Here is a 16623-nt window from a genome sequence, read left to right on the forward strand (position 1 = left end):
CCGTCGACAGGACGGGAAATCGCCCGACGTCGGGTGGTTCGGACGTAAGACACGCCGCGTCTGACAGGGGCGCGCCTCCGTCTTACCCCCAACGGGGAATACAACAATGGAGCGTGTGACACTGCGAATCCCGAAACAGCAGATCGAAGAAGTCGAACAGTTAGTCGACTCGGGCGAGTTCCCGAACCGGAGCGAAGCGATCCGGTCGGCCGTCCGTGAGATGGTCAACGATCAACAGGACGGACCGAACGAGCAGTCCGGCAAACGTAACTGGGCCAAGGTATAACGATGCAGGATATCGTTCAAGATGCCTTAGACAACGCGGAGGAAGAGGCCCGGGAGATGGACGTCTCGATGGACGGCGACGAGTTCGGGGACCCCCGAATCGTCATCGTCGGTTGCGGCGGCGCCGGAAACAATACGATCAATCGACTGTACAACATCGGCGTCGACGGCGCCGACACCGTGGCGATCAACACGGACAAGCAGCACCTCAAGATGATCGAGGCCAACACGAAGATCCTCGTGGGCAAATCGCTCACGAACGGGCTCGGTGCTGGCGGCGACCCGTCGATGGGCGAGCGCGCCACCGAGATGGCCCAGAGCACGATCAAAGAGGTACTCGGCGACGCAGACCTCGTGTTCGTGACCGCCGGAATGGGCGGTGGCACCGGGACGGGTGCAGCCCCCGTCGTCTCGAAAATCGCTAAAGAGCAGGGTGCCATCGTCGTCGGCATGGTCTCGACGCCGTTTAACGTCGAACGTGCCCGCACGGTCAAAGCCGAGGAAGGCCTCGAGAAGTTGCGCGAGCAGGCCGACTCGATCATCGTGTTGGACAACAACCGACTGCTCGATTACGTCCCGAATCTGCCAATCGGAAAGGCGTTCTCGGTGATGGACCAGATCATCGCCGAAACCGTCAAGGGGATCTCGGAGACGATCACCCAGCCGTCGCTAATCAACCTGGACTACGCCGACATGTCCACCATTATGAACCAGGGCGGCGTCGCCGTCATGTTGGTCGGCGAGACCCAGGACAAGAACAAGACAGACGAAGTCGTCAAGGACGCGATGAACCACCCGCTTCTAGACGTCGATTACCGCGGCGCCTCGGGCGGGCTCGTCCACATCACCGGCGGCCCCGACCTCACGCTGAAAGAGGCCGAGGGCATCGCCGACAACATCACCGAGCGTCTCGAGGCCAGTGCAAACGTGATCTGGGGCGCCCGGATTCAGGAGAACTACAAGGGCAAAGTCCGCGTCATGGCGATCATGACCGGCGTCCAGAGTGCCCAGGTCCTCGGGCCGACGACGCAGAAGCAAGCGGACAAGTCCCGCGCGAGCATCGAAGGGCTGAACGATGCCGACTTCGACGCGAGCAACAACGTCGAAGGTCAGCGGTCCGGGTTCGGCGCACAGAGTGACGGCGGTCGCGACAAAGTCGAACAACAGAACGGCGTCGACGTCATCCGATAACCGCGGAGGCACTCGAGCGAACTGCTCGAACAACCCGCTTTTCTGCCGCTGACGAGGAACAACCGATACAGCGGGTGCCGCAGGGAGACGGTCCGAAAAAAGGCACAGCCGTCGCGTCGGACGGCGACGGTATCGAAATGCACCAGCGTGCGAAAACGGCGCGTAAACGCACTCTAATCGGAGATATTCCGAACGGTAATTCAGACGAGTGACTCGAGTAGCGAACACTTTCGACAGACGTCTCGAGTAGTGGTCGAACCGCACTCGACGCACTCTCTGAGGTCGGCGCCGTCGTCGCCGGCGTAGCGTTCGGCCGCAATTTCGGCCAGTTCTTCGTACCCCGAAAGGATCGAGTGGCGCGTTCCGGGGTGGTTTTCCTCCAGTCCGTAGAGGAGTTGCTGTATCTCGCCGCGATACGCCTCGCTCGCGTGGGGGCACTCGGTGATGTGTGCGGGGAGATCGTTAACGTGGGCGTAGAGGGCGACTTCTTTCTCGGGGACGTCGCGCAGCGGTTTCGCGCGCGGGACGAACTCGTCCTGGTCCTCGCGGGCCGAAAGCGGCCCGAGACTGGCGTCGAAGTGTTTCGCGATCTGTTCGACGTCGCCCTCGAGGACGTTCATCAGCGCGGTCTGGGCTTCGTCGTCCAGGTTGTGGCCCGTCAGCAGGAGGTCGGCGTCGAGTTCGGTGGCGTAGTTCGAAAGCAGATCCCGCCGAAAGACGCCGCAGTAGGCGCAGGCGGCCATGTTTTCCGGGTCGTCCTCGACGACGTCGTCCATTCGGACGCCGAACTCGTCCTCGTAGCTGACGAGTTCGTGGCGGATTCCCAACTCCTCGCTGAGTTCGACGCACGCGTCGACCGATTTGTCCCGGTATCCCTCGATGCCTTCGTGGATCGTCAGGCCGACGAGTTCGATGCGGGGATCCTCGGCGAAGGTCTCGTGGAGAATCTGGGTGAGGACGACGCTATCCTTGCCCCCCGAGAGGCCGATCACCCACGTCTGGGGGTCCTCTGGAGTCGCGTCGTGCGGGACGAGATCGTCCCGTCGGATCCGGCGGCGAACACGCTTTTCGACCGACTCGCGGAAGTGATCGCCACAGAGGTGTGCCCCCGAGTAGGCGGCGTGCATAATCGCCTCCTCGTCGCACCGGTTGCAGTCCATCGCGGTGACGTTGCGGTCGAACGCGTATGTCCGTTTCGTCTTTTTACCCCCTGATCGTCGTCACACCGTCGCTCGGAACTGGCGTGGCAGGCCCCGGGATCCCATCGATTGGGACGTCTACCGGCCCGCAGAACGACGACACGCGACGTCCTTCGAGCGGTCGCGGGCGTCGGAGTTTCGGCTCGACGACTTCGGCGACGGTGTCGACCGGGTGGCCCACCCGAACGAGACGGGACGTCGCGCCAGCCGCGCTTTCTCGGTGACGAAGGTGACGTCTGGCAGTTCGCCCCGCTCGAGCCCACGGAGAGAACGGCGGAGACCGAGGACGTCGGCGACGAGCGACTCGCGGTATATCTACTCGATCGGACCGTGGACCCGGCTGGCGTCTTCGAGGGCGTCGGGACCGAATCGATACTCGTCGACCCCGGCGCAACGCCTCAAGCCGGGACTGTCGGACGCTCCTCGACGGCGTCAGACCCCTCTTCGATAGCGGCTAGCAGGAGGTCCACGTACCGGTCGCGATCCGCGGCGGAGAACAGTTCGTGACCGCCGTCGTACAGGACGACGTGTTCCGCGGGGACCCGCTCGCCGATGGGACGGAGGCTAACGACCGGATCGCGAAGCGAGCAGAAGACGACGGCGTCGTGATCGATCGTCAGCAGCTCGCGCTGTGCGCGGCGAGTTTCCCGGATGAACGCCGGCGAGATCCACGACGGCGTCGTCTCTATCTGGTGGTCAGTCGCCCGCGGGCCGAGTGCATCTCTGTCCAGATCGCCGAGCGGAACCCACGGGAACGTGGTCGGAATCGTCGACACCGCGTCCAGAATCGGCCCGGGGTAGGCGTCGCTGTACCCCCACCACGGACTCAGGTACACGTGGTTGTCCGCACCGTCGAGGGCCTGCCCCACGAGGGAGCCGGCGCTGTGGCCCAGCAACTGGTACTCATCGAGGTCCCGGACGTACTCCGCGATCGGCTCGAGCCAGTCGGCTTTGAAGTCGTCGATGTTCGTCGGCAGTTCGAACGCGTGGACACGGTAGTCGGCACCCGTCAGCTGTCCGATGAGCCAGCTGACGTTCTCGTGGGTCCAGCGGTTTCCCCAGCCCATGACGAACACGAGTTCCTCGTCGCCGTCCTCGTTGAAGATCCGGTGTCGCATAGGATTCCGTTCGCCGGGAACGGATAAAAACCTGATCTCCCGACAGTGGCGCCGACACCAGCGTCTCCGTGCGGTCGATCCCGCGAACCGATCCCGCTCGAGCGGGTCCGGGCGCGGTCGAAGGGGGTCGGTCCGCGACTCGGGTGAGCTGAGAAACGACTTTGCGCGTCGAGTCCCAAGTCGGACCGATGAGTGGAATCGACCGGACCGACGCGGTCGACCGTCTCGAGCAGCTCGTGGACACCGTCGAGGACGAGCGAATGCCGGTGCCCGTCCGCGAGGTGTGGGCCGTCGGTGACGTCGCGCTCGGGCTCGATCCGGTCGAGCGGCTGGACGTGTACCTCACCAAGGACGTTCTCGTACGCGACGATAGCGAATCGACCCCCTCGCGCACCGACGGTGACCGGGACGAAGCCGACCCGGACGCTCGCTTCCGCGAGTCTCACGGTGTTCGGGGCGTCGGCAAGTCCGTCAGGGCGGACTGGGCAGCCGAATATCCACACCACCTCAGGGCCAACGAAAACGGCCACGCCGCCCCCGAACGGTGTCTCGCGGCCCACCTCCTGGGGAACGACGAACCGATCCATCTCGAAGTCTGTAACTCGTCGTTCGAAGACAACGTCACACAGCGGCTCCGCGGCGCGCGAGCGCGCGAGGACTACACCCAGTTGCTCGACCCGCGCGGGGTCTGTCTCTGGGCGGACGGTATCAGAAGCGACGAGGCGTTTCGCAAGCTCCGGGAGAGCGAACTCGCCCTCCCGACGCTGTCTGCGGCCCTCGAGATGCTTGGGATGGACGACGACGAGGCCGAAACGGCGGCCCGGGAACTACACGCCTGGCGCGAGCGCCAGGACGGTGTGACGGTGCGCGGCGACGTCGTCTAGGGCCGATCGGTTGTGGGATCCGTCGAGCCGATTCTGTCTCGTTCATCGCTACCCGCCTCCCCTGCGTCTTCGATTCCCGCCACGAGCGTCGTGGGATCCTCGCCGCGAGCGTCGTGGTATCGACCGCAAGAGACGGTCCTCGAGAACTCGATATATCGCGACGACGAGGCGGCGAGAAACGGCGGTTCTCGACCGAAACCGCATCGATCAGTCGATGTCGATTCGTGCGAACCACAGCTGCGCAGCGACGAGGAACACGAGGGTCATCGCGACGAGGATCCCCGCACCGGCGAAATCGTAACTTCCCTCGAGCAGGACCGCGTTTGGATCGTAGTACCGCATCGGAGCCACGGCGCCGACGATCTCGGCGTCGGTTCCGGTCAGGAGCGATTCGGACAGAAACAGTGCGAACGTGACGCCGAGGGCGACTCGCTGGGCGACCCCCGCCCGGTCGAATGCGACCGATGCGAGCAGGCCGATTCCCGCACAGGCAAAGAGGTACGGGATCGAAAATAGGTGGACCGCGAGGACGTCCGCCGCGGCCAGCGGCTCGTTGATGAGTTCGGCACCGACGTAGACGACGATCGGCGGGAGGATGTTCGCGACGACGACCGTGACGGACACCGCGGCGAACCGCTCGCCGATGAGGCGTTTTCGAGAGATCGGCATCGCCAGGAGGACGTCCATTCGGCCGCGGTCGACGTCCTCGGCGATCGTCCCCGCGGTGCTGTAGGCCAGGTAGAGTCCGAGCAGGATCACCCAACCGAACGTATAGAGTTCGAAGGAGAGAAACCCGCCCAGACTCGCCATCGTCTGAATGCCCATCACCTGCAGGATCGGCTCGGGATAGGCCGAGATCAACTGTTCCAGATCGATTTCGGTCCGAAACGACGGGTAGACCCAAATGACCATCGCCGCGAGCAAGGAGAGCCCGATCGAGAGATAGACACTTCCCCGGACCCGACGGCGACCGTCGTATCGAGTCAGCTCAAACATCGTCGCCACCCCCGACACTGGTGCCGGCAGCGACGGGATCCGATCCCGTCGATTCGCCCACCGAATCGTTCTCGCCGTAGAACCGCATGAAAACGTCCTCGAGCGGCGCTTCCTCGATCGAGAGATCGTGTAGCCGATGCTCCCGAAGCTGCTCGAGGAGGACGTTCACGTCGCCGGTGAACGTGAACGTAACCGTGTATTCGGTCTCCGGCGTCCCAGGCTCGCCACTCCCCGTTCCGTCCCGTTCGGATTCACCATCCGCCGTCGCGTCCGATCCGGAAGCGGCGTGGCGCTCGACATCGTGAACACCAGCGATCGCGAGGTCGTCGGGGGAAATCGGCTCGGCGGCGTCCAGGCGGACGACCTTTCCGCTTCGATCCAGCAGCGACTCGACGGGTTCGACCGTGACGAGTCGGCCGTTCCGGATGATTCCGACCCTGTCGCACAGTCGACGCACCTCGCTCAGAATGTGCGAAGAGAAGAACACGGTCACGCCCGCTTCTCGTTCGGCGCGAACGAACTCCATAAAACGCTGTTGTAACAGCGGATCCAGCCCGCTCGTCGGCTCGTCTAAGATCACCAGCTCGGGATCGTGCATGAACGTCGTCACGAGTCCGAGTTTCTGGACGTTCCCCGAGGAGTAATCCCGAATTTCGCGATCCAACGGCGGCTCGAACAGTTCGAGCAGTTCCTCGCTTCGTTCGTCACCCTTGATCGACGCGTGGAGGTCGAGGATCTCACGGCCGGTCGCCGTTTCGTCGAACGCCAGATTATCGGGCAGATACCCGAGGTCGCGTTTGGCTTCGAGGAGTTGGCGCTCGTCGGTTATCTCGTGTCCCAACAGCCGCGCGGTCCCGGCGGTCGGCGAGATTAACCCGAGCAGCGTACGGATCGTCGTCGTCTTCCCGGCTCCGTTCGGTCCGAGATACCCGAAGATTTCGCCGCGTTCTACGTCGAACGAAATTCCGTCGTTGGCGAGGACCTCGCCGTAATCTTTCGTGAGTCCCTCGAGTTCGATCGCACCCATACGTCGTATTGACGGCGTGATACCTTTGATGTGATGGTTTTTACCACGGCGTGGGAGCCGGAGCCGACGAGTTCCCCGGGAGAGAACGAACCGGGCGAAGCCGTCCGACAGGGGTCACGCGGGCGGAGTCCGTGTTCCGACCGACGATAGTATTTCAGTCACCGACCCGTGAGCGTCCGGCCTGGAACGCGGACAGCCACACGAGAGCGACGGTGGCAAGCGACACGATGCCGCTCGAGGCGAAGGCCGATGTCGACGGACTGCTATCTATTTATCGTCCACCTTCCCCGCGCGGATCTTCGACGAGCCGCCACAGTGCTGTCGGCTCGTGTACGTACTCGATCTTTTCGGCGGCGTAGAGCCGGTCGAGGCGCTTCGTGACGGTCGGTCTCGAGTAGCCCGTTTCATCAACGAGCATCCCCGTCGTTGCGTACCCGTGTTGTGCCAATACATCGAGAACGTCGTCCGTCGTCTCGTCGATCCGCAGTCCCATTTCTTGGTGTTCCATTCATAGTCCCCGTGTTTAGTTTCTCGCGCTACCACCCATCTTTATTGGTAGTTGTACGAATAGCATTTACGAATAGTTAAGATTAATAGGCTGGCGAATAGAGGTGTAACTGAGCACGGGACGCCTCGGAAAATCTGAGGCCGGTGTTAGTGCACCGACCTCCCGTGCTGGCAGGAAACCAGCGTATGAGTGTACAACACCCAACAGATGAAACCGTTTCGACTGAACGTGCACAGACCGACGATGTCGTCCTCGAGCGCCGCTCGTGGAACTACGGCTACATCGGCGAAGACACCAACGGCCGACACCACCACGTCGACCGAAAACACGAACGCATCGTCGTCACGAACTCTCGAGCCGACCGTGACGATTCCGGTGCCGTCCCAGTGTTCTCATTCCAGAACCCAATCCTGCACACCGAGGCCATCGAGCTCGGCCCACTGGGTGAAGGTGGCGAGGACCTCCGACGATGGATTCAGTTCATCGACCAGGAGTGTGGCGGCTGGACCGACCGACCAGTCTCCGCAGCTGACCACGCACAGAACATCCTCGAGGAGGTGCGCTGAGCATGTCAGCCGCCAGAGACCGCCACCGGAGCCTCCGCAGCGAGCAACTCGAGCACAAAGCTGCACGCCAAACCCACCTCTTAGCAGACGCGAAAGCAGTCGCCGATCCAGAGACAAACGATTCCACTCCCTCATTCAACGAGAACAGCACTGCTGAATCGAACCCGGAGGTCGAAGCATGACGTCAGGACCAGAGCATCCGATCCGCGTCCGTCTCGAGGAGGTCCTCGCAGACGTGTGGATGCTCGAGGGGGAGATAATCGAGCCGCTGTCGCTCGAGCCGGCGATGAAGAATATCGAGGAGACGATCGAGGTGTACAAGCGCCTCGAAGCTGACGACTCCTATTCTACGGAGGACGACCAATGACGGACTCCTCCGGCTGGCTGGCGTCGGTCTGTGACGATCCCGACCGGCGGCCGACCGACCATCTACAGCAGACGTCGACCGAGACCCACCATCAGTATCTCATAGAGCAACAGTTCGAGGGCGCCCGCATCGCTGCAGGCGAGACCGTCCCCTGCGACGACTGCGGTGACTGCCTCTACGAAGGTCGTCCGGTAAGCGCTCGAGCCTGCCGGTACTCCGACGAGCCCACCTACACGATCGCGGCCGTCTACTGTGCCGGCTGCGCTCCCACTGATCTAACGGAGACGGCACCAGGTCGAGACGACGTCCTCCTCGAGGCCGACTCGGGCTCGCGATGGCCAGGCAGACACACTGGACGATCCTCGTCGAGCCGACGGTCGTGGCCACCGCCTGAGCACCACTCTCTCCTCTCGCATCGCCTCCCGGAATGGTGCTCCCTTCACGAACGGCCAGCCACCGGTGGCAACGCCGGCGGCAATCGCCGTGCGCTCGAGACGGACAGTCCACCCGTCACGATAGCGGGAGCGCTGTAGCTTCTGGTTGGCCGCCGAACTCGAGCTCCGTTCTGGCGACCAATCCCCACGTCTTCCACTTCCCAATTCCCGATTCCCGATGACACCACCCAGTTCCAACAGCGACGCATCGATTCACGACCAACTTGCACAGTTCGAGGCTCGTATCGACGATCTCGAAAATGAGAACGATGCCCTTCGAGAGACCGTCTCCCACCAGACTGACCAGATCGACGCACAGAACGAACAGATCGACGCTCTCGAGGAAGAGAACAGTCGCCTGGAGACAGTCGCACAGGCAGCCCTGAAGAAAGCAGGTGCGAACAAAGACCGCATTGCAGAACTCCAGACACGGGAACTCGAGAAAGGCGCGCATTTCCTCGCCGATCACGTCGACCCCGACTCGCTCGTGGACCGTGTCGAGCGTCTCGAGCGATTCTCCAAGGAGGACGATACCTACATGCGGATCCCCAACTCGGATGATCCACTCGACCGGGGTGGATCGGTCGCGCTCGCCCACGGCGACCTCCTGCCGATCCAGCAACTGGCACAGATGGACGACGATATGCTTCGCTCGTCGACGAACTCACTCCCAGCTCGATTAGCCGCGAAACTCTGGCGGGCACGGACTGATCCCAGTGTCGGCGATAATCCCTGGCAGAAGGGGTGCAAGAGTGTCTGTGAATACGTGAAAGCGGGCGAGATGAAACACTGGATCCGACGGCAAGAGAGCGGTGTCAGCGACGCCGACGCGAAGAAACTCGTCTCGAGGACGATCGACGCGCTGCTCGAATTGTCGAAGAACCGGCTGGCCATTCGAAGGCAAACCGAACGAAAGAACGGACTGCCATACACCGAGCGACGAGTACTGTTGAAGACGGATGCTTCGATACCCGGTGAGACCACTGAAACGATGGTCTCAACAGAGACGCCTGGTGTCCACGGATAGGTGTAGCCATAGGGATAGAACATCGCCCAACCGGGCTCATTCAGGTCCACGAAACGACTGACCCACTGCGATCGCGGTTGTACGTGTGGGTTCGTTACTAGCTGGTCTCTCGTTCGATCGGTCGACGACGGTCCGAACTCGAGACGGGGTTTAGCATGTTCCCCGAGGACATCAGGTGTCTCTCGACTCAAACATGACTATCAGGATGTCACAGCATGAACGCTGTCGTCCTCGCGGGTGGGTTTGCTACGCGAATGTGGCCGCTGACGAAGGAGTTGCCGAAGATGTTCCTTCCAATTGGCGAGTCGACCGTCATCGATCGTATCTTCACGGAACTCGAGGCAGACGATCGGATCGACGACGTCTACGTCAGTACAAACGAGCGGTTCGCCCCCGACTTCGAGGCGCACCTCGCCGACAGCGAGTTCGACAAGCCGAGTCTCTCGATCGAGGAGACAGTCGACGAAGACGAAAAATTCGGCGTCGTCGGTGCGCTCGCACAGCTCGTCGACCGAGAGGGAATCGACGACGATCTGCTCGTCATCGCCGGCGATAACTTGATCAGCTTCGACGTCTCGGAGTTCATCGATACCTTCGAGGAGCGCGACGCTCCGACGCTCGCCGCCTACGACGTCGGCTCACGCGAAAAGGCGAAATCCTACGGCCTCGTCGAACTCGAGGGTGACCGCGTCGTCGACTTCCAGGAGAAACCCGACGATCCCAAGAGCACGCTCGTCTCGATCGCCTGCTATGCCTTCCCGCAGGGTTCGTCCAGTGGCTGCAGGACCGCGAACCGACCTACGCCTATACGTTCGAAGGTGCGTGGTTCGACATCGGAACGCCGGCGAGTTACCTCGATGCCGTCGCCTGGCATCTAGACGGTGAGTCACACATTGGGGATGGTGTAACGCTCGAGAACACCTCGGTTGGTAAGAACGTCCACGTGATGAACGGCGCGACGCTCGTTGATGCGTCGGTTGCGGATATGGTTGTCTTTCCTGGTGTGACACTCGAAGGCGCGGACCTAGAGCGGACGATCGTCGGCGAGGACACGCAACTCGACGACGACTCGCTCGACGGAGTACTACTCGGGCCAGAACTCGAGATCACGACCAGTTCTGCGTTGTCATCGGACTAACGTACGGATAGTCTGATACTTTTCTTGGCGTTTTCTTAGTGACGTTTCACCCTTCGACTGGTGAGTATCAGCATCTGTGCAGTAGCAGATTTGAACTGTGAACTGACAGTAACGGCGTGCAATACTTAGAGCATCAATGCAGCACCACGACTTCGTTTGTTTCACGTCGAAACCAGTGAACCATCTGCTCACTACACCTGCGAATCTATCGTCATATGACGGAACAGGTGAATTCGAGTAAGAAGGCAAATCAACCGATTTTTGAGAGCGGTATGGATAGTGATACATATGCCCTCTGAAAAGACGTGTCCGGACTGTCAGGAGCCGTTAGAGCAAATGGAACTGCAAGGAACTGACGCCTTAGGATCGCTCTCTATCGTCTCTCCGGCTTCAGACGACAAGTTTCTTAGCAGCATCCGCGCAGATGAAACCTTCACACCAGTTCCATACGTCTGTCCCGAGTGCCGACGAACTCTCGTGTATGCGGAATAGTGACCGAGATCCAGACTCAAGACACCCATGAGCAGCATCATATGAGAGAATTGTGGCCCATTTGCTGTAATATCACTGTGACTACGTGATTAGTGGATATTCTGTACTTACCGATCAGTAGTCTCGTAGATCGCTTCTCACCAAGTGGCACATTCGCGCTATCTATTCAGCAGAAGCATCGTGAACTACCGAAATGCTGTCAAGTGGTGCCTGCGAGATACAGAGCGCGAGTGTCGCGCAGGATCTGGCTCGATTGGCGAAGGCGATGATCGCTCACTGCAGGAGAAAATGACCGCGGTGCTTACAATCGTGTCGACGGTCAGTTCACAGGTTTTCGAGTACCCGCTCGAATCGGTCAGCAACTTCCTCGGAGATTGAGTCAAGTTCGGAGTTATCCGTGATGCCGACGAGCTGTTGCGGATCGACTGCACTTACCATAGTTTCGCCGTCATCAGTTTCGTAGACGATTACGTTACACGGGAGGAGTGCGCCGAGTTCAATCTCTTCGTTCAGCCCCTCGTGTGCGAGCGCTGGATTGCACGCACCGAGGATGCGGTACTGTCGAAACTCTTCACCGAGTTTCTCCTCGAGCGTCGCCTGCACGTCGATGTCGCAAAGGACGCCGAATCCCTCGTCTTTGAGCGCGTCGGTCGTGGTCTCAACCACCTGATCGAACTCACCGGATACGGACGTTTGTATTGTATAGCTCACCCAAAATAATACACTGCTGGAGGACTTAATAGTGGGGATCCAAGATGGCCGTTGCAGAATAACATATCTCATCTGTGTTAAAAAATGGATCAGTGGGGTCATCCGGCACGTTCCAGCTGTTCACGCCGCCGTTCGAATTCCTCGTCAGAGAGTTCTCCGCGTGCATAGCGTTCTCGAAGGACCGACAGCGGCCGTTCGTCGGTTTTTCCTCCTCGACGCCTCGCGAGCGCGAAGATTAGATAGAGCGGAACCGTGAGCAGTAGCCCCATCCAGAGGAGCCCCCAGAGGCTCATCGTTCCTCCGAAGAGTCCCCAGCCGCCGCCCATCATGCCGCCGGAGCTCCTGCCACCGTGGGCAGCAGCCGTGCCAGTCGCCGCGACCAGCAGCGGGACAGCGAGTATCGTGAGTTGACGAACAGTGCGTCCGATATGAGCGGTGAGTTGTGTCATTGTCGTGGTTTGGTGAGTGGGGTGTTTGGTTGAAGCGATCGAAACGGTCAGGGGCCGTCAGCAGTGGCCCTGCCCGCCCATTCCGCCGTTGTAGTTGTCGTGGGTCATGTCCTGAGCCATCTCGCCGACGGTCACACCCGTGTGGTCCTCCATCCAGTCGACGCCATCAGGGCCCATGTGCTCGGTCATGTGCGTCCCCATCCAGTCCGCCCAATCGTCGGCGGTCCCGTCGAACGGAGGCACATCGTCAGCGGCCGGTTCGGTGCCGTGTGCGCTAACCACGGGGGCGGCGACCGCGAATCCGACGATTGCGAGCGCCACGAGCAGCCAGCGGCCGAGTTTGAAGTTGGTCATTGTCCTTCTCCTCGGTTACTCGTAGGACGGGCCGGAAGTTATCACGATGGGTGTGAACTCGCCCAGGAGAACGTCCGAGAACGTTTATAGAGCGATCTAATCGTTTTTCAGAGAACGGACCGTTCATTTGGCTTGAATTCGGCAGGTTGGCGCTCAACCCTTTCTCTCCCGTGACAGGACCAAGACCACACGACGGTGTGAATCGTCCCGAACCGGGGTTTCAACCCGGTCACTCGACGTATTTCACGACGCGCGCCATCCCTACGTCGAGATGGTACAGGGTATGACAGTGGAACAACCATCGGCCGGGATTACCCGCGTGGAAATTTAATGGTACCTGCCCTCTGTGTCCAGGGACCATGACGGTGTCTTTGATAGCGTTCGCAACTTGGAAGAGGTGGCCGTGGAGGTGCCTCGACGTTCGAAGAGTTCTGGACTCGACCGTCTTCCTTGTCGTAGGACGGGGTGAAGTTGTCCTCGAGGAACTCCTCCATGTGGCTCGTGAGTTGCTGGCCGTACGCGACGCCCATCACCCGCGGTGTCGCCATCGGGAAGAACGTGTACAGTTGGCCGAGCGTGAACTCGCCAGGCGGGATGGCGGTCCCATACCGGAATCCGTGCGAGACGGCGAGGTCGGTGTCGAAGTGCGTCCGGAATGCGTCGTTGAACAGCATGTTCCACGCACTCTCGAGGAACGACTGCCGGTAGAGCGGCGTTTTCGTCTCCTCGACGATCGTATCGAGGGGACAGTCGAGTGTTCCGGCTTCCCGCTCGGACCAGGGGTCGTCAGCAAAGAACGGCTCGCGAACGGCTTCGACCGTCTCCTGTCCATCGGCGTCCGGTTCGGCGTGTGCTCGCCGTCCTCGGTGAGACAGTAGAGGTGGTGTCGGAACTGCACGTCACCGTCGACCACGCGGAGGTCGACACGGCCGAGTGCCTCGCCCATCCCCGACTCGACGACCACCGTCTCGGTCTCCTCGACGACGATAGAGTCGTATGTGTATTCGTGGGTGTGCGCGCTGAACATCGCGTCGACGCTCGGGCAGTCCTTGGCGGCCTGTTCCATCCACGGGAAGCCGATCTCGGTGACGGCGACCACGACATCCGCGCCGTCTTCATGGGCGGCATGCGCTGACTCTTCGAGCAACGCGGGGCGTTTGCCGAAGCGGTATTTCCACTCGTGAACCACCTCGGGGTCAAGCCCCGAGGCACTCGGCCTGCTCCGCCTGTAGACCGCGGGTGGCATTCGGTCGACGTAGACGTTCGTCATCCCGACGACGCCCACGGAGAGACCGCCGACCTCGAGGCGTTCGTCGGCGTCGTACAGTCGGTCGTCGGTCTCCCAGTCGTAGAGGTTGTTCGGCGAGGACAGGGGCGTCGAGTTCGTCCATCAGTTCCACGAAATTGCCGTCCTCGGCGGCCTCATTCGAGTAATCCCAGTTCCCTGGGACGTAGACGTCGGGGTCGATGTACTCGTTGATGGGATCGAGCATCGCCCGACTGTCGGTGTAGGACGTCACGGCGGAGCCATGGAACGTGTCGTCGCTCACCAGAGTACAGATGTCGTGGTCCGTGCGGAGTTCGTCGAGTTTGGCTGCGAGGAGCGGAATACCGCCCCCGTGCTTGATGACACAGTCGTCGTCTCTGAACTCGAAGTTCGGTTTCGACGTCGGGTTCTCGTAGTATACCTGGTAGCGTGGCGTGAGCTGCCCATGGAGGTCGCTTACGTGCGCGAAGATGATGTCTGGGTCGCCCGCGCCAACACTGGTCAGATTGCCGCTGAGAGATTGCCACTCGCTGACGGGTGTCTCGTTCCCGTTTATCGTGGCGCGACTGCAGATACGACCTCTGGCTGTTCATGAGTTGTGATTGGAATTCGAAATGCCGTGCAAGACTAGCTACGAGTCCCAGATCTGCCATATGTCTGATTAGACTGTGAGAATTGTCGAGTATAGCTTTCAAAACAAATTCATCGCGCGTTCTAGCGGTGGGTGCGAAATGTGAGGGGAAATTGGCCTTACGCTTCTTAGGGAGAATTCGCCTAAGTCAGGAAGCCATAGTCTTGGTTGGACAGATGCGAACACTGACTCGCTCGTGGAGGCGGTACCGATGACGAGTAACTGGGTAATGACGGGGTTGTCTGCGGTCGTCATTCTGGTCGCGTCCGTCATTCACGGGATCGCTGGGTTCGGCTTCGCGCAGGTATCGATGGGTCTGATGCCGCTGTTCCGGTCGCCTTCGAGCGCCTCGATCATCTTCACGGCGACGGCGGTCGTGAGTAACGCCCGCGTCTGGTGGAGCGTCCGCGACGCGTTCGACTGGGAGAAGTGGATCGTCCCTGTCGGCGGCCTCGTCGTCGGGATGCCGCTTGGCATCTACGTGTTCAGCCAGTTCAACAAAGCACAGATGCGCGTCGCCATCGGCGCAGTTCTCGTGCTGGCGGTCATCATCGTCGGCGCGACCCAGCAACTCGATACCGTCACGGACTGGATCGAGGACAAGGACTACAGACCGGGGAAGATAGTTGGCGCGACGGCTGGTCTCCTCGCGGGGATTTTCGGCGGTGCCGTCGCCGTCCCCGGTCCGCCGATGATCGTCTACGGGGCGTTCATGTCTGCAAGCGGGTTCTGGAGCGACGAAGAGATGAAGGCTACGTTTACCGCGTTCTTCGGGACGCTCATGCTGTATCGTCTCGGGAGCCTCACGTACACAGGAGCAGTCACGACGCCGCTAATAATTGAGGCCGCCATCGCGATCCCGATGGTGTTCCTCGGTGCGTGGGTCGGCGTCTACATCTTCGATAACATCCCCGAGCGGATCTTCCAGTGGGTCGTGCTGACGCTGCTGACCGTGAACGCGTTCATTCTCCTGTTCACGGCGATTCCGGAGCTCTAACCACATCCAGCTGTCACCAGTTCGGGGAGGGGGTTCCGTCGCCTCGCCCTCATCGTCGATGGCTCTTTGCTGGTGTTGATGGCGATAACTATCTCGCAGTTCGGGGCTTTTCCGGAGCGTTCTCGGTCAACCGCTCGACAAACGCTTCGCGGTCGAGCCTGAGAAGGTTGAGGACCTCACGCAGGTCGTGCTCTCCTTCGAGCTGCCGTTCGTCTTCATTCTGCTTCTCTAGTTCACTCGTGCGGAGGGTCTCATGGGGTCGTTCGTCAACTGCACGAGCGTCTTTGCGGTCATCATTGTCGGTGCGACCCAGCAGCTCGAGATCTGCGGTAACAATTGCTAGTGTGCCTGATTCTGCTGCAAGTCGTCGCTCGGATAGATGCGATACGTCCGTCCTTGACGCTCGCGGTACAGTAAACCGCGCTTCTCGAGGGCGCTAACTGTTTGGCTCACCTTGCTCTTCGAAAAGTCCGAGCGATCCCGAAGTTCGATCTGTGTGATTCCAGGCGAGGAGAGGACTGGTTCGAGAATCCGGCTTTCATCGTCCGGCAAGAGATCAAGGACACGGGCTCGAGGCTGTTCTTCCGGATCCATCGCGCCATCCGATTGAACGTCACCTTCCGGCGAGCCGTTGACCTCCATGTTGGCCGCGCTTGGTGACTCGTTCAGCGGTTGGTCACTTGCATCAGCTACTGAGAGATCGTCACGGACGGCAAAATATAGCCCACCGACGATAGCGGCGACGAGCAGTGTCCCGAGGACGTACCAGAGCGGATTCGTCCCGTGGACCGCTCCCATCGATGTCCCCATCATCGATCCCATCTGGTCGAAGGCCCGCTGCTGCTGGTACGCTTGCCAGCTGAGCGCTCCACCGATGATAACGATGGCAGCGACGAGGAGCCCGACTACTGCATCGACTTGCCGTCGATTCATCCATTCCACCTCGATTTACCGGAGTACTTGTTCATACCTGAGAGTAAGC

At 60.8% G+C, this 16623-nt stretch carries 19 protein-coding genes and 2 pseudogenes; 10 read left to right on the forward strand and 11 right to left on the reverse strand.

From position 1 onward, the window contains the following. Nucleotides 1-106: 106 nt before the first annotated feature. On the forward strand, nucleotides 107-286 hold the full coding sequence (locus NJT13_RS07415) for a ribbon-helix-helix domain-containing protein (protein ID WP_254524927.1): 180 nt from the start codon (nucleotides 107-109) through the stop codon (nucleotides 284-286). 2 nt (nucleotides 287-288) lie between these two features. Then, nucleotides 289-1476 (forward strand): cell division protein FtsZ, encoded by a 1188-nt coding sequence (gene ftsZ / locus NJT13_RS07420; RefSeq protein ID WP_254524928.1) that lies wholly within the window; start codon nucleotides 289-291, stop codon nucleotides 1474-1476. Between the two features lie 200 nt (nucleotides 1477-1676). Here ftsZ and ncsA read toward each other — a convergent pair whose 3' ends face one another. Continuing rightward, nucleotides 1677-2636 carry a tRNA 2-thiolation protein NcsA gene (gene ncsA / locus NJT13_RS07425; protein ID WP_254524929.1) on the reverse strand — a complete coding sequence of 320 codons (960 nt, stop codon included), beginning with the start codon at nucleotides 2634-2636 and terminating at the stop codon, nucleotides 1677-1679. 437 nt (nucleotides 2637-3073) lie between these two features. Next, the gene (locus tag NJT13_RS07430) at nucleotides 3074-3793 is read right to left on the reverse strand and encodes an alpha/beta hydrolase (protein WP_254524930.1); all 720 of its coding nucleotides are present in this window, start codon (nucleotides 3791-3793) and stop codon (nucleotides 3074-3076) included. Nucleotides 3794-3981: 188 nt separating this feature from the next. On the opposite strand from NJT13_RS07430, the gene NJT13_RS07435 reads away from it, so the two are divergent. Next, nucleotides 3982-4677 carry a DUF7095 family protein gene (locus tag NJT13_RS07435; protein WP_254524931.1) on the forward strand — a complete coding sequence of 232 codons (696 nt, stop codon included), beginning with the start codon at nucleotides 3982-3984 and terminating at the stop codon, nucleotides 4675-4677. Between the two features lie 207 nt (nucleotides 4678-4884). Here NJT13_RS07435 and NJT13_RS07440 read toward each other — a convergent pair whose 3' ends face one another. From NJT13_RS07440 to NJT13_RS07450, 3 genes are all read right to left on the reverse strand, one after another. After that, a complete protein-coding gene (locus NJT13_RS07440; protein WP_254524932.1) occupies nucleotides 4885-5673 on the reverse strand; it encodes an ABC transporter permease subunit in 789 nt (262 codons plus the stop codon). Continuing rightward, on the reverse strand, nucleotides 5666-6700 hold the full coding sequence (locus NJT13_RS07445; RefSeq protein WP_254524933.1) for an ABC transporter ATP-binding protein: 1035 nt from the start codon (nucleotides 6698-6700) through the stop codon (nucleotides 5666-5668). The genes NJT13_RS07440 and NJT13_RS07445 overlap by 8 nt, the downstream gene beginning before the upstream one ends. Nucleotides 6701-6971: 271 nt before the next feature. Then, a complete protein-coding gene (locus NJT13_RS07450; protein ID WP_254524934.1) occupies nucleotides 6972-7208 on the reverse strand; it encodes a helix-turn-helix domain-containing protein in 237 nt (78 codons plus the stop codon). A gap of 185 nt (nucleotides 7209-7393) precedes the next feature. Between NJT13_RS07450 and NJT13_RS07455 the strand changes: the two genes are divergently transcribed. The 6 genes and pseudogenes from NJT13_RS07455 to NJT13_RS07480 all read left to right on the forward strand — a co-directional run bounded on the left by NJT13_RS07455 (nucleotide 7394) and on the right by NJT13_RS07480 (nucleotide 10740). Beyond that, on the forward strand, nucleotides 7394-7774 hold the full coding sequence (locus NJT13_RS07455) for a hypothetical protein (protein ID WP_254524935.1): 381 nt from the start codon (nucleotides 7394-7396) through the stop codon (nucleotides 7772-7774). Nucleotides 7775-7776: 2 nt separating this feature from the next. Beyond that, nucleotides 7777-7956 (forward strand): hypothetical protein, encoded by a 180-nt coding sequence (locus NJT13_RS07460; protein WP_254524936.1) that lies wholly within the window; start codon nucleotides 7777-7779, stop codon nucleotides 7954-7956. Then, nucleotides 7953-8141, forward strand: coding sequence for a hypothetical protein (locus tag NJT13_RS07465; protein ID WP_254524937.1), 189 nt, complete (start codon nucleotides 7953-7955; stop codon nucleotides 8139-8141). The genes NJT13_RS07460 and NJT13_RS07465 overlap by 4 nt, the downstream gene beginning before the upstream one ends. Next, on the forward strand, nucleotides 8138-8674 hold the full coding sequence (locus tag NJT13_RS07470) for a DUF8112 family protein (protein ID WP_254524938.1): 537 nt from the start codon (nucleotides 8138-8140) through the stop codon (nucleotides 8672-8674). Before NJT13_RS07465 ends, NJT13_RS07470 begins: the two co-directional genes overlap by 4 nt. 79 nt (nucleotides 8675-8753) lie before the next feature. Beyond that, nucleotides 8754-9602 (forward strand): DUF8008 family protein, encoded by an 849-nt coding sequence (locus NJT13_RS07475; RefSeq protein ID WP_254524939.1) that lies wholly within the window; start codon nucleotides 8754-8756, stop codon nucleotides 9600-9602. Nucleotides 9603-9817: 215 nt separating this feature from the next. Next, nucleotides 9818-10740: pseudogene (locus tag NJT13_RS07480) on the forward strand (nucleotidyltransferase family protein). Nucleotides 10741-11556: 816 nt separating this feature from the next. Here the strand turns inward: NJT13_RS07480 and NJT13_RS07485 are convergent. The 5 genes and pseudogenes from NJT13_RS07485 to NJT13_RS23435 form a co-directional block, all read right to left on the reverse strand. Continuing rightward, entirely contained in the window at nucleotides 11557-11943 is a 387-nt protein-coding gene (locus NJT13_RS07485) for a DUF302 domain-containing protein (protein ID WP_254524940.1), read from the reverse strand. 98 nt (nucleotides 11944-12041) lie between these two features. Then, nucleotides 12042-12392: an SHOCT domain-containing protein gene (locus NJT13_RS07490; RefSeq protein WP_254524941.1), complete on the reverse strand. Its 351-nt coding sequence runs from the start codon at nucleotides 12390-12392 to the stop codon at nucleotides 12042-12044. Between the two features lie 57 nt (nucleotides 12393-12449). Then, nucleotides 12450-12746: a hypothetical protein gene (locus tag NJT13_RS07495; RefSeq protein ID WP_254524942.1), complete on the reverse strand. Its 297-nt coding sequence runs from the start codon at nucleotides 12744-12746 to the stop codon at nucleotides 12450-12452. Nucleotides 12747-12975: 229 nt separating this feature from the next. After that, the gene (locus tag NJT13_RS07500; protein WP_254524943.1) at nucleotides 12976-13107 is read right to left on the reverse strand and encodes a multicopper oxidase domain-containing protein; all 132 of its coding nucleotides are present in this window, start codon (nucleotides 13105-13107) and stop codon (nucleotides 12976-12978) included. Between the two features lie 37 nt (nucleotides 13108-13144). Further along, nucleotides 13145-14569: pseudogene (locus NJT13_RS23435) on the reverse strand (5'-nucleotidase C-terminal domain-containing protein); the annotation flags it as partial. Between the two features lie 304 nt (nucleotides 14570-14873). On the opposite strand from NJT13_RS23435, the gene NJT13_RS07510 reads away from it, so the two are divergent. Beyond that, entirely contained in the window at nucleotides 14874-15641 is a 768-nt protein-coding gene (locus NJT13_RS07510) for a sulfite exporter TauE/SafE family protein (RefSeq protein WP_254524944.1), read from the forward strand. Nucleotides 15642-15980: 339 nt separating this feature from the next. On the opposite strand, the gene NJT13_RS07515 is transcribed toward NJT13_RS07510, so the two are convergent. Beyond that, on the reverse strand, nucleotides 15981-16574 hold the full coding sequence (locus NJT13_RS07515; RefSeq protein WP_254524945.1) for a helix-turn-helix transcriptional regulator: 594 nt from the start codon (nucleotides 16572-16574) through the stop codon (nucleotides 15981-15983). Between the last annotated feature and the right edge of the window lie 49 nt (nucleotides 16575-16623).

It is taken from the genome of Natrinema caseinilyticum, assembly GCF_024227435.1.
In the GTDB taxonomy this organism is placed as follows: Archaea; Halobacteriota; Halobacteria; order Halobacteriales; family Natrialbaceae; genus Natrinema; species Natrinema caseinilyticum.

Bases quoted from the DNA above. Each gene is read 5' to 3' on its own strand.
- NJT13_RS07415 (WP_254524927.1), top strand. From the start codon at position 107: ATGGAGCGTGTGACACTGCGAATCCCGAAACAGCAGATCGAAGAAGTC.
- ftsZ (WP_254524928.1), top strand. From the start codon at position 289: ATGCAGGATATCGTTCAAGATGCCTTAGACAACGCGGAGGAAGAGGCC.
- ncsA (WP_254524929.1), bottom strand. From the start codon at position 2,636: ATGGACTGCAACCGGTGCGACGAGGAGGCGATTATGCACGCCGCCTAC.
- NJT13_RS07430 (WP_254524930.1), bottom strand. From the start codon at position 3,793: ATGCGACACCGGATCTTCAACGAGGACGGCGACGAGGAACTCGTGTTC.
- NJT13_RS07435 (WP_254524931.1), top strand. From the start codon at position 3,982: ATGAGTGGAATCGACCGGACCGACGCGGTCGACCGTCTCGAGCAGCTC.
- NJT13_RS07440 (WP_254524932.1), bottom strand. From the start codon at position 5,673: ATGTTTGAGCTGACTCGATACGACGGTCGCCGTCGGGTCCGGGGAAGT.
- NJT13_RS07445 (WP_254524933.1), bottom strand. From the start codon at position 6,700: ATGGGTGCGATCGAACTCGAGGGACTCACGAAAGATTACGGCGAGGTC.
- NJT13_RS07450 (WP_254524934.1), bottom strand. From the start codon at position 7,208: ATGGAACACCAAGAAATGGGACTGCGGATCGACGAGACGACGGACGAC.
- NJT13_RS07455 (WP_254524935.1), top strand. From the start codon at position 7,394: ATGAGTGTACAACACCCAACAGATGAAACCGTTTCGACTGAACGTGCA.
- NJT13_RS07460 (WP_254524936.1), top strand. From the start codon at position 7,777: ATGTCAGCCGCCAGAGACCGCCACCGGAGCCTCCGCAGCGAGCAACTC.
- NJT13_RS07465 (WP_254524937.1), top strand. From the start codon at position 7,953: ATGACGTCAGGACCAGAGCATCCGATCCGCGTCCGTCTCGAGGAGGTC.
- NJT13_RS07470 (WP_254524938.1), top strand. From the start codon at position 8,138: ATGACGGACTCCTCCGGCTGGCTGGCGTCGGTCTGTGACGATCCCGAC.
- NJT13_RS07475 (WP_254524939.1), top strand. From the start codon at position 8,754: ATGACACCACCCAGTTCCAACAGCGACGCATCGATTCACGACCAACTT.
- NJT13_RS07490 (WP_254524941.1), bottom strand. From the start codon at position 12,392: ATGACACAACTCACCGCTCATATCGGACGCACTGTTCGTCAACTCACG.
- NJT13_RS07495 (WP_254524942.1), bottom strand. From the start codon at position 12,746: ATGACCAACTTCAAACTCGGCCGCTGGCTGCTCGTGGCGCTCGCAATC.
- NJT13_RS07500 (WP_254524943.1), bottom strand. From the start codon at position 13,107: ATGGTCCCTGGACACAGAGGGCAGGTACCATTAAATTTCCACGCGGGT.
- NJT13_RS07510 (WP_254524944.1), top strand. From the start codon at position 14,874: ATGACGGGGTTGTCTGCGGTCGTCATTCTGGTCGCGTCCGTCATTCAC.
- NJT13_RS07515 (WP_254524945.1), bottom strand. From the start codon at position 16,574: ATGAATCGACGGCAAGTCGATGCAGTAGTCGGGCTCCTCGTCGCTGCC.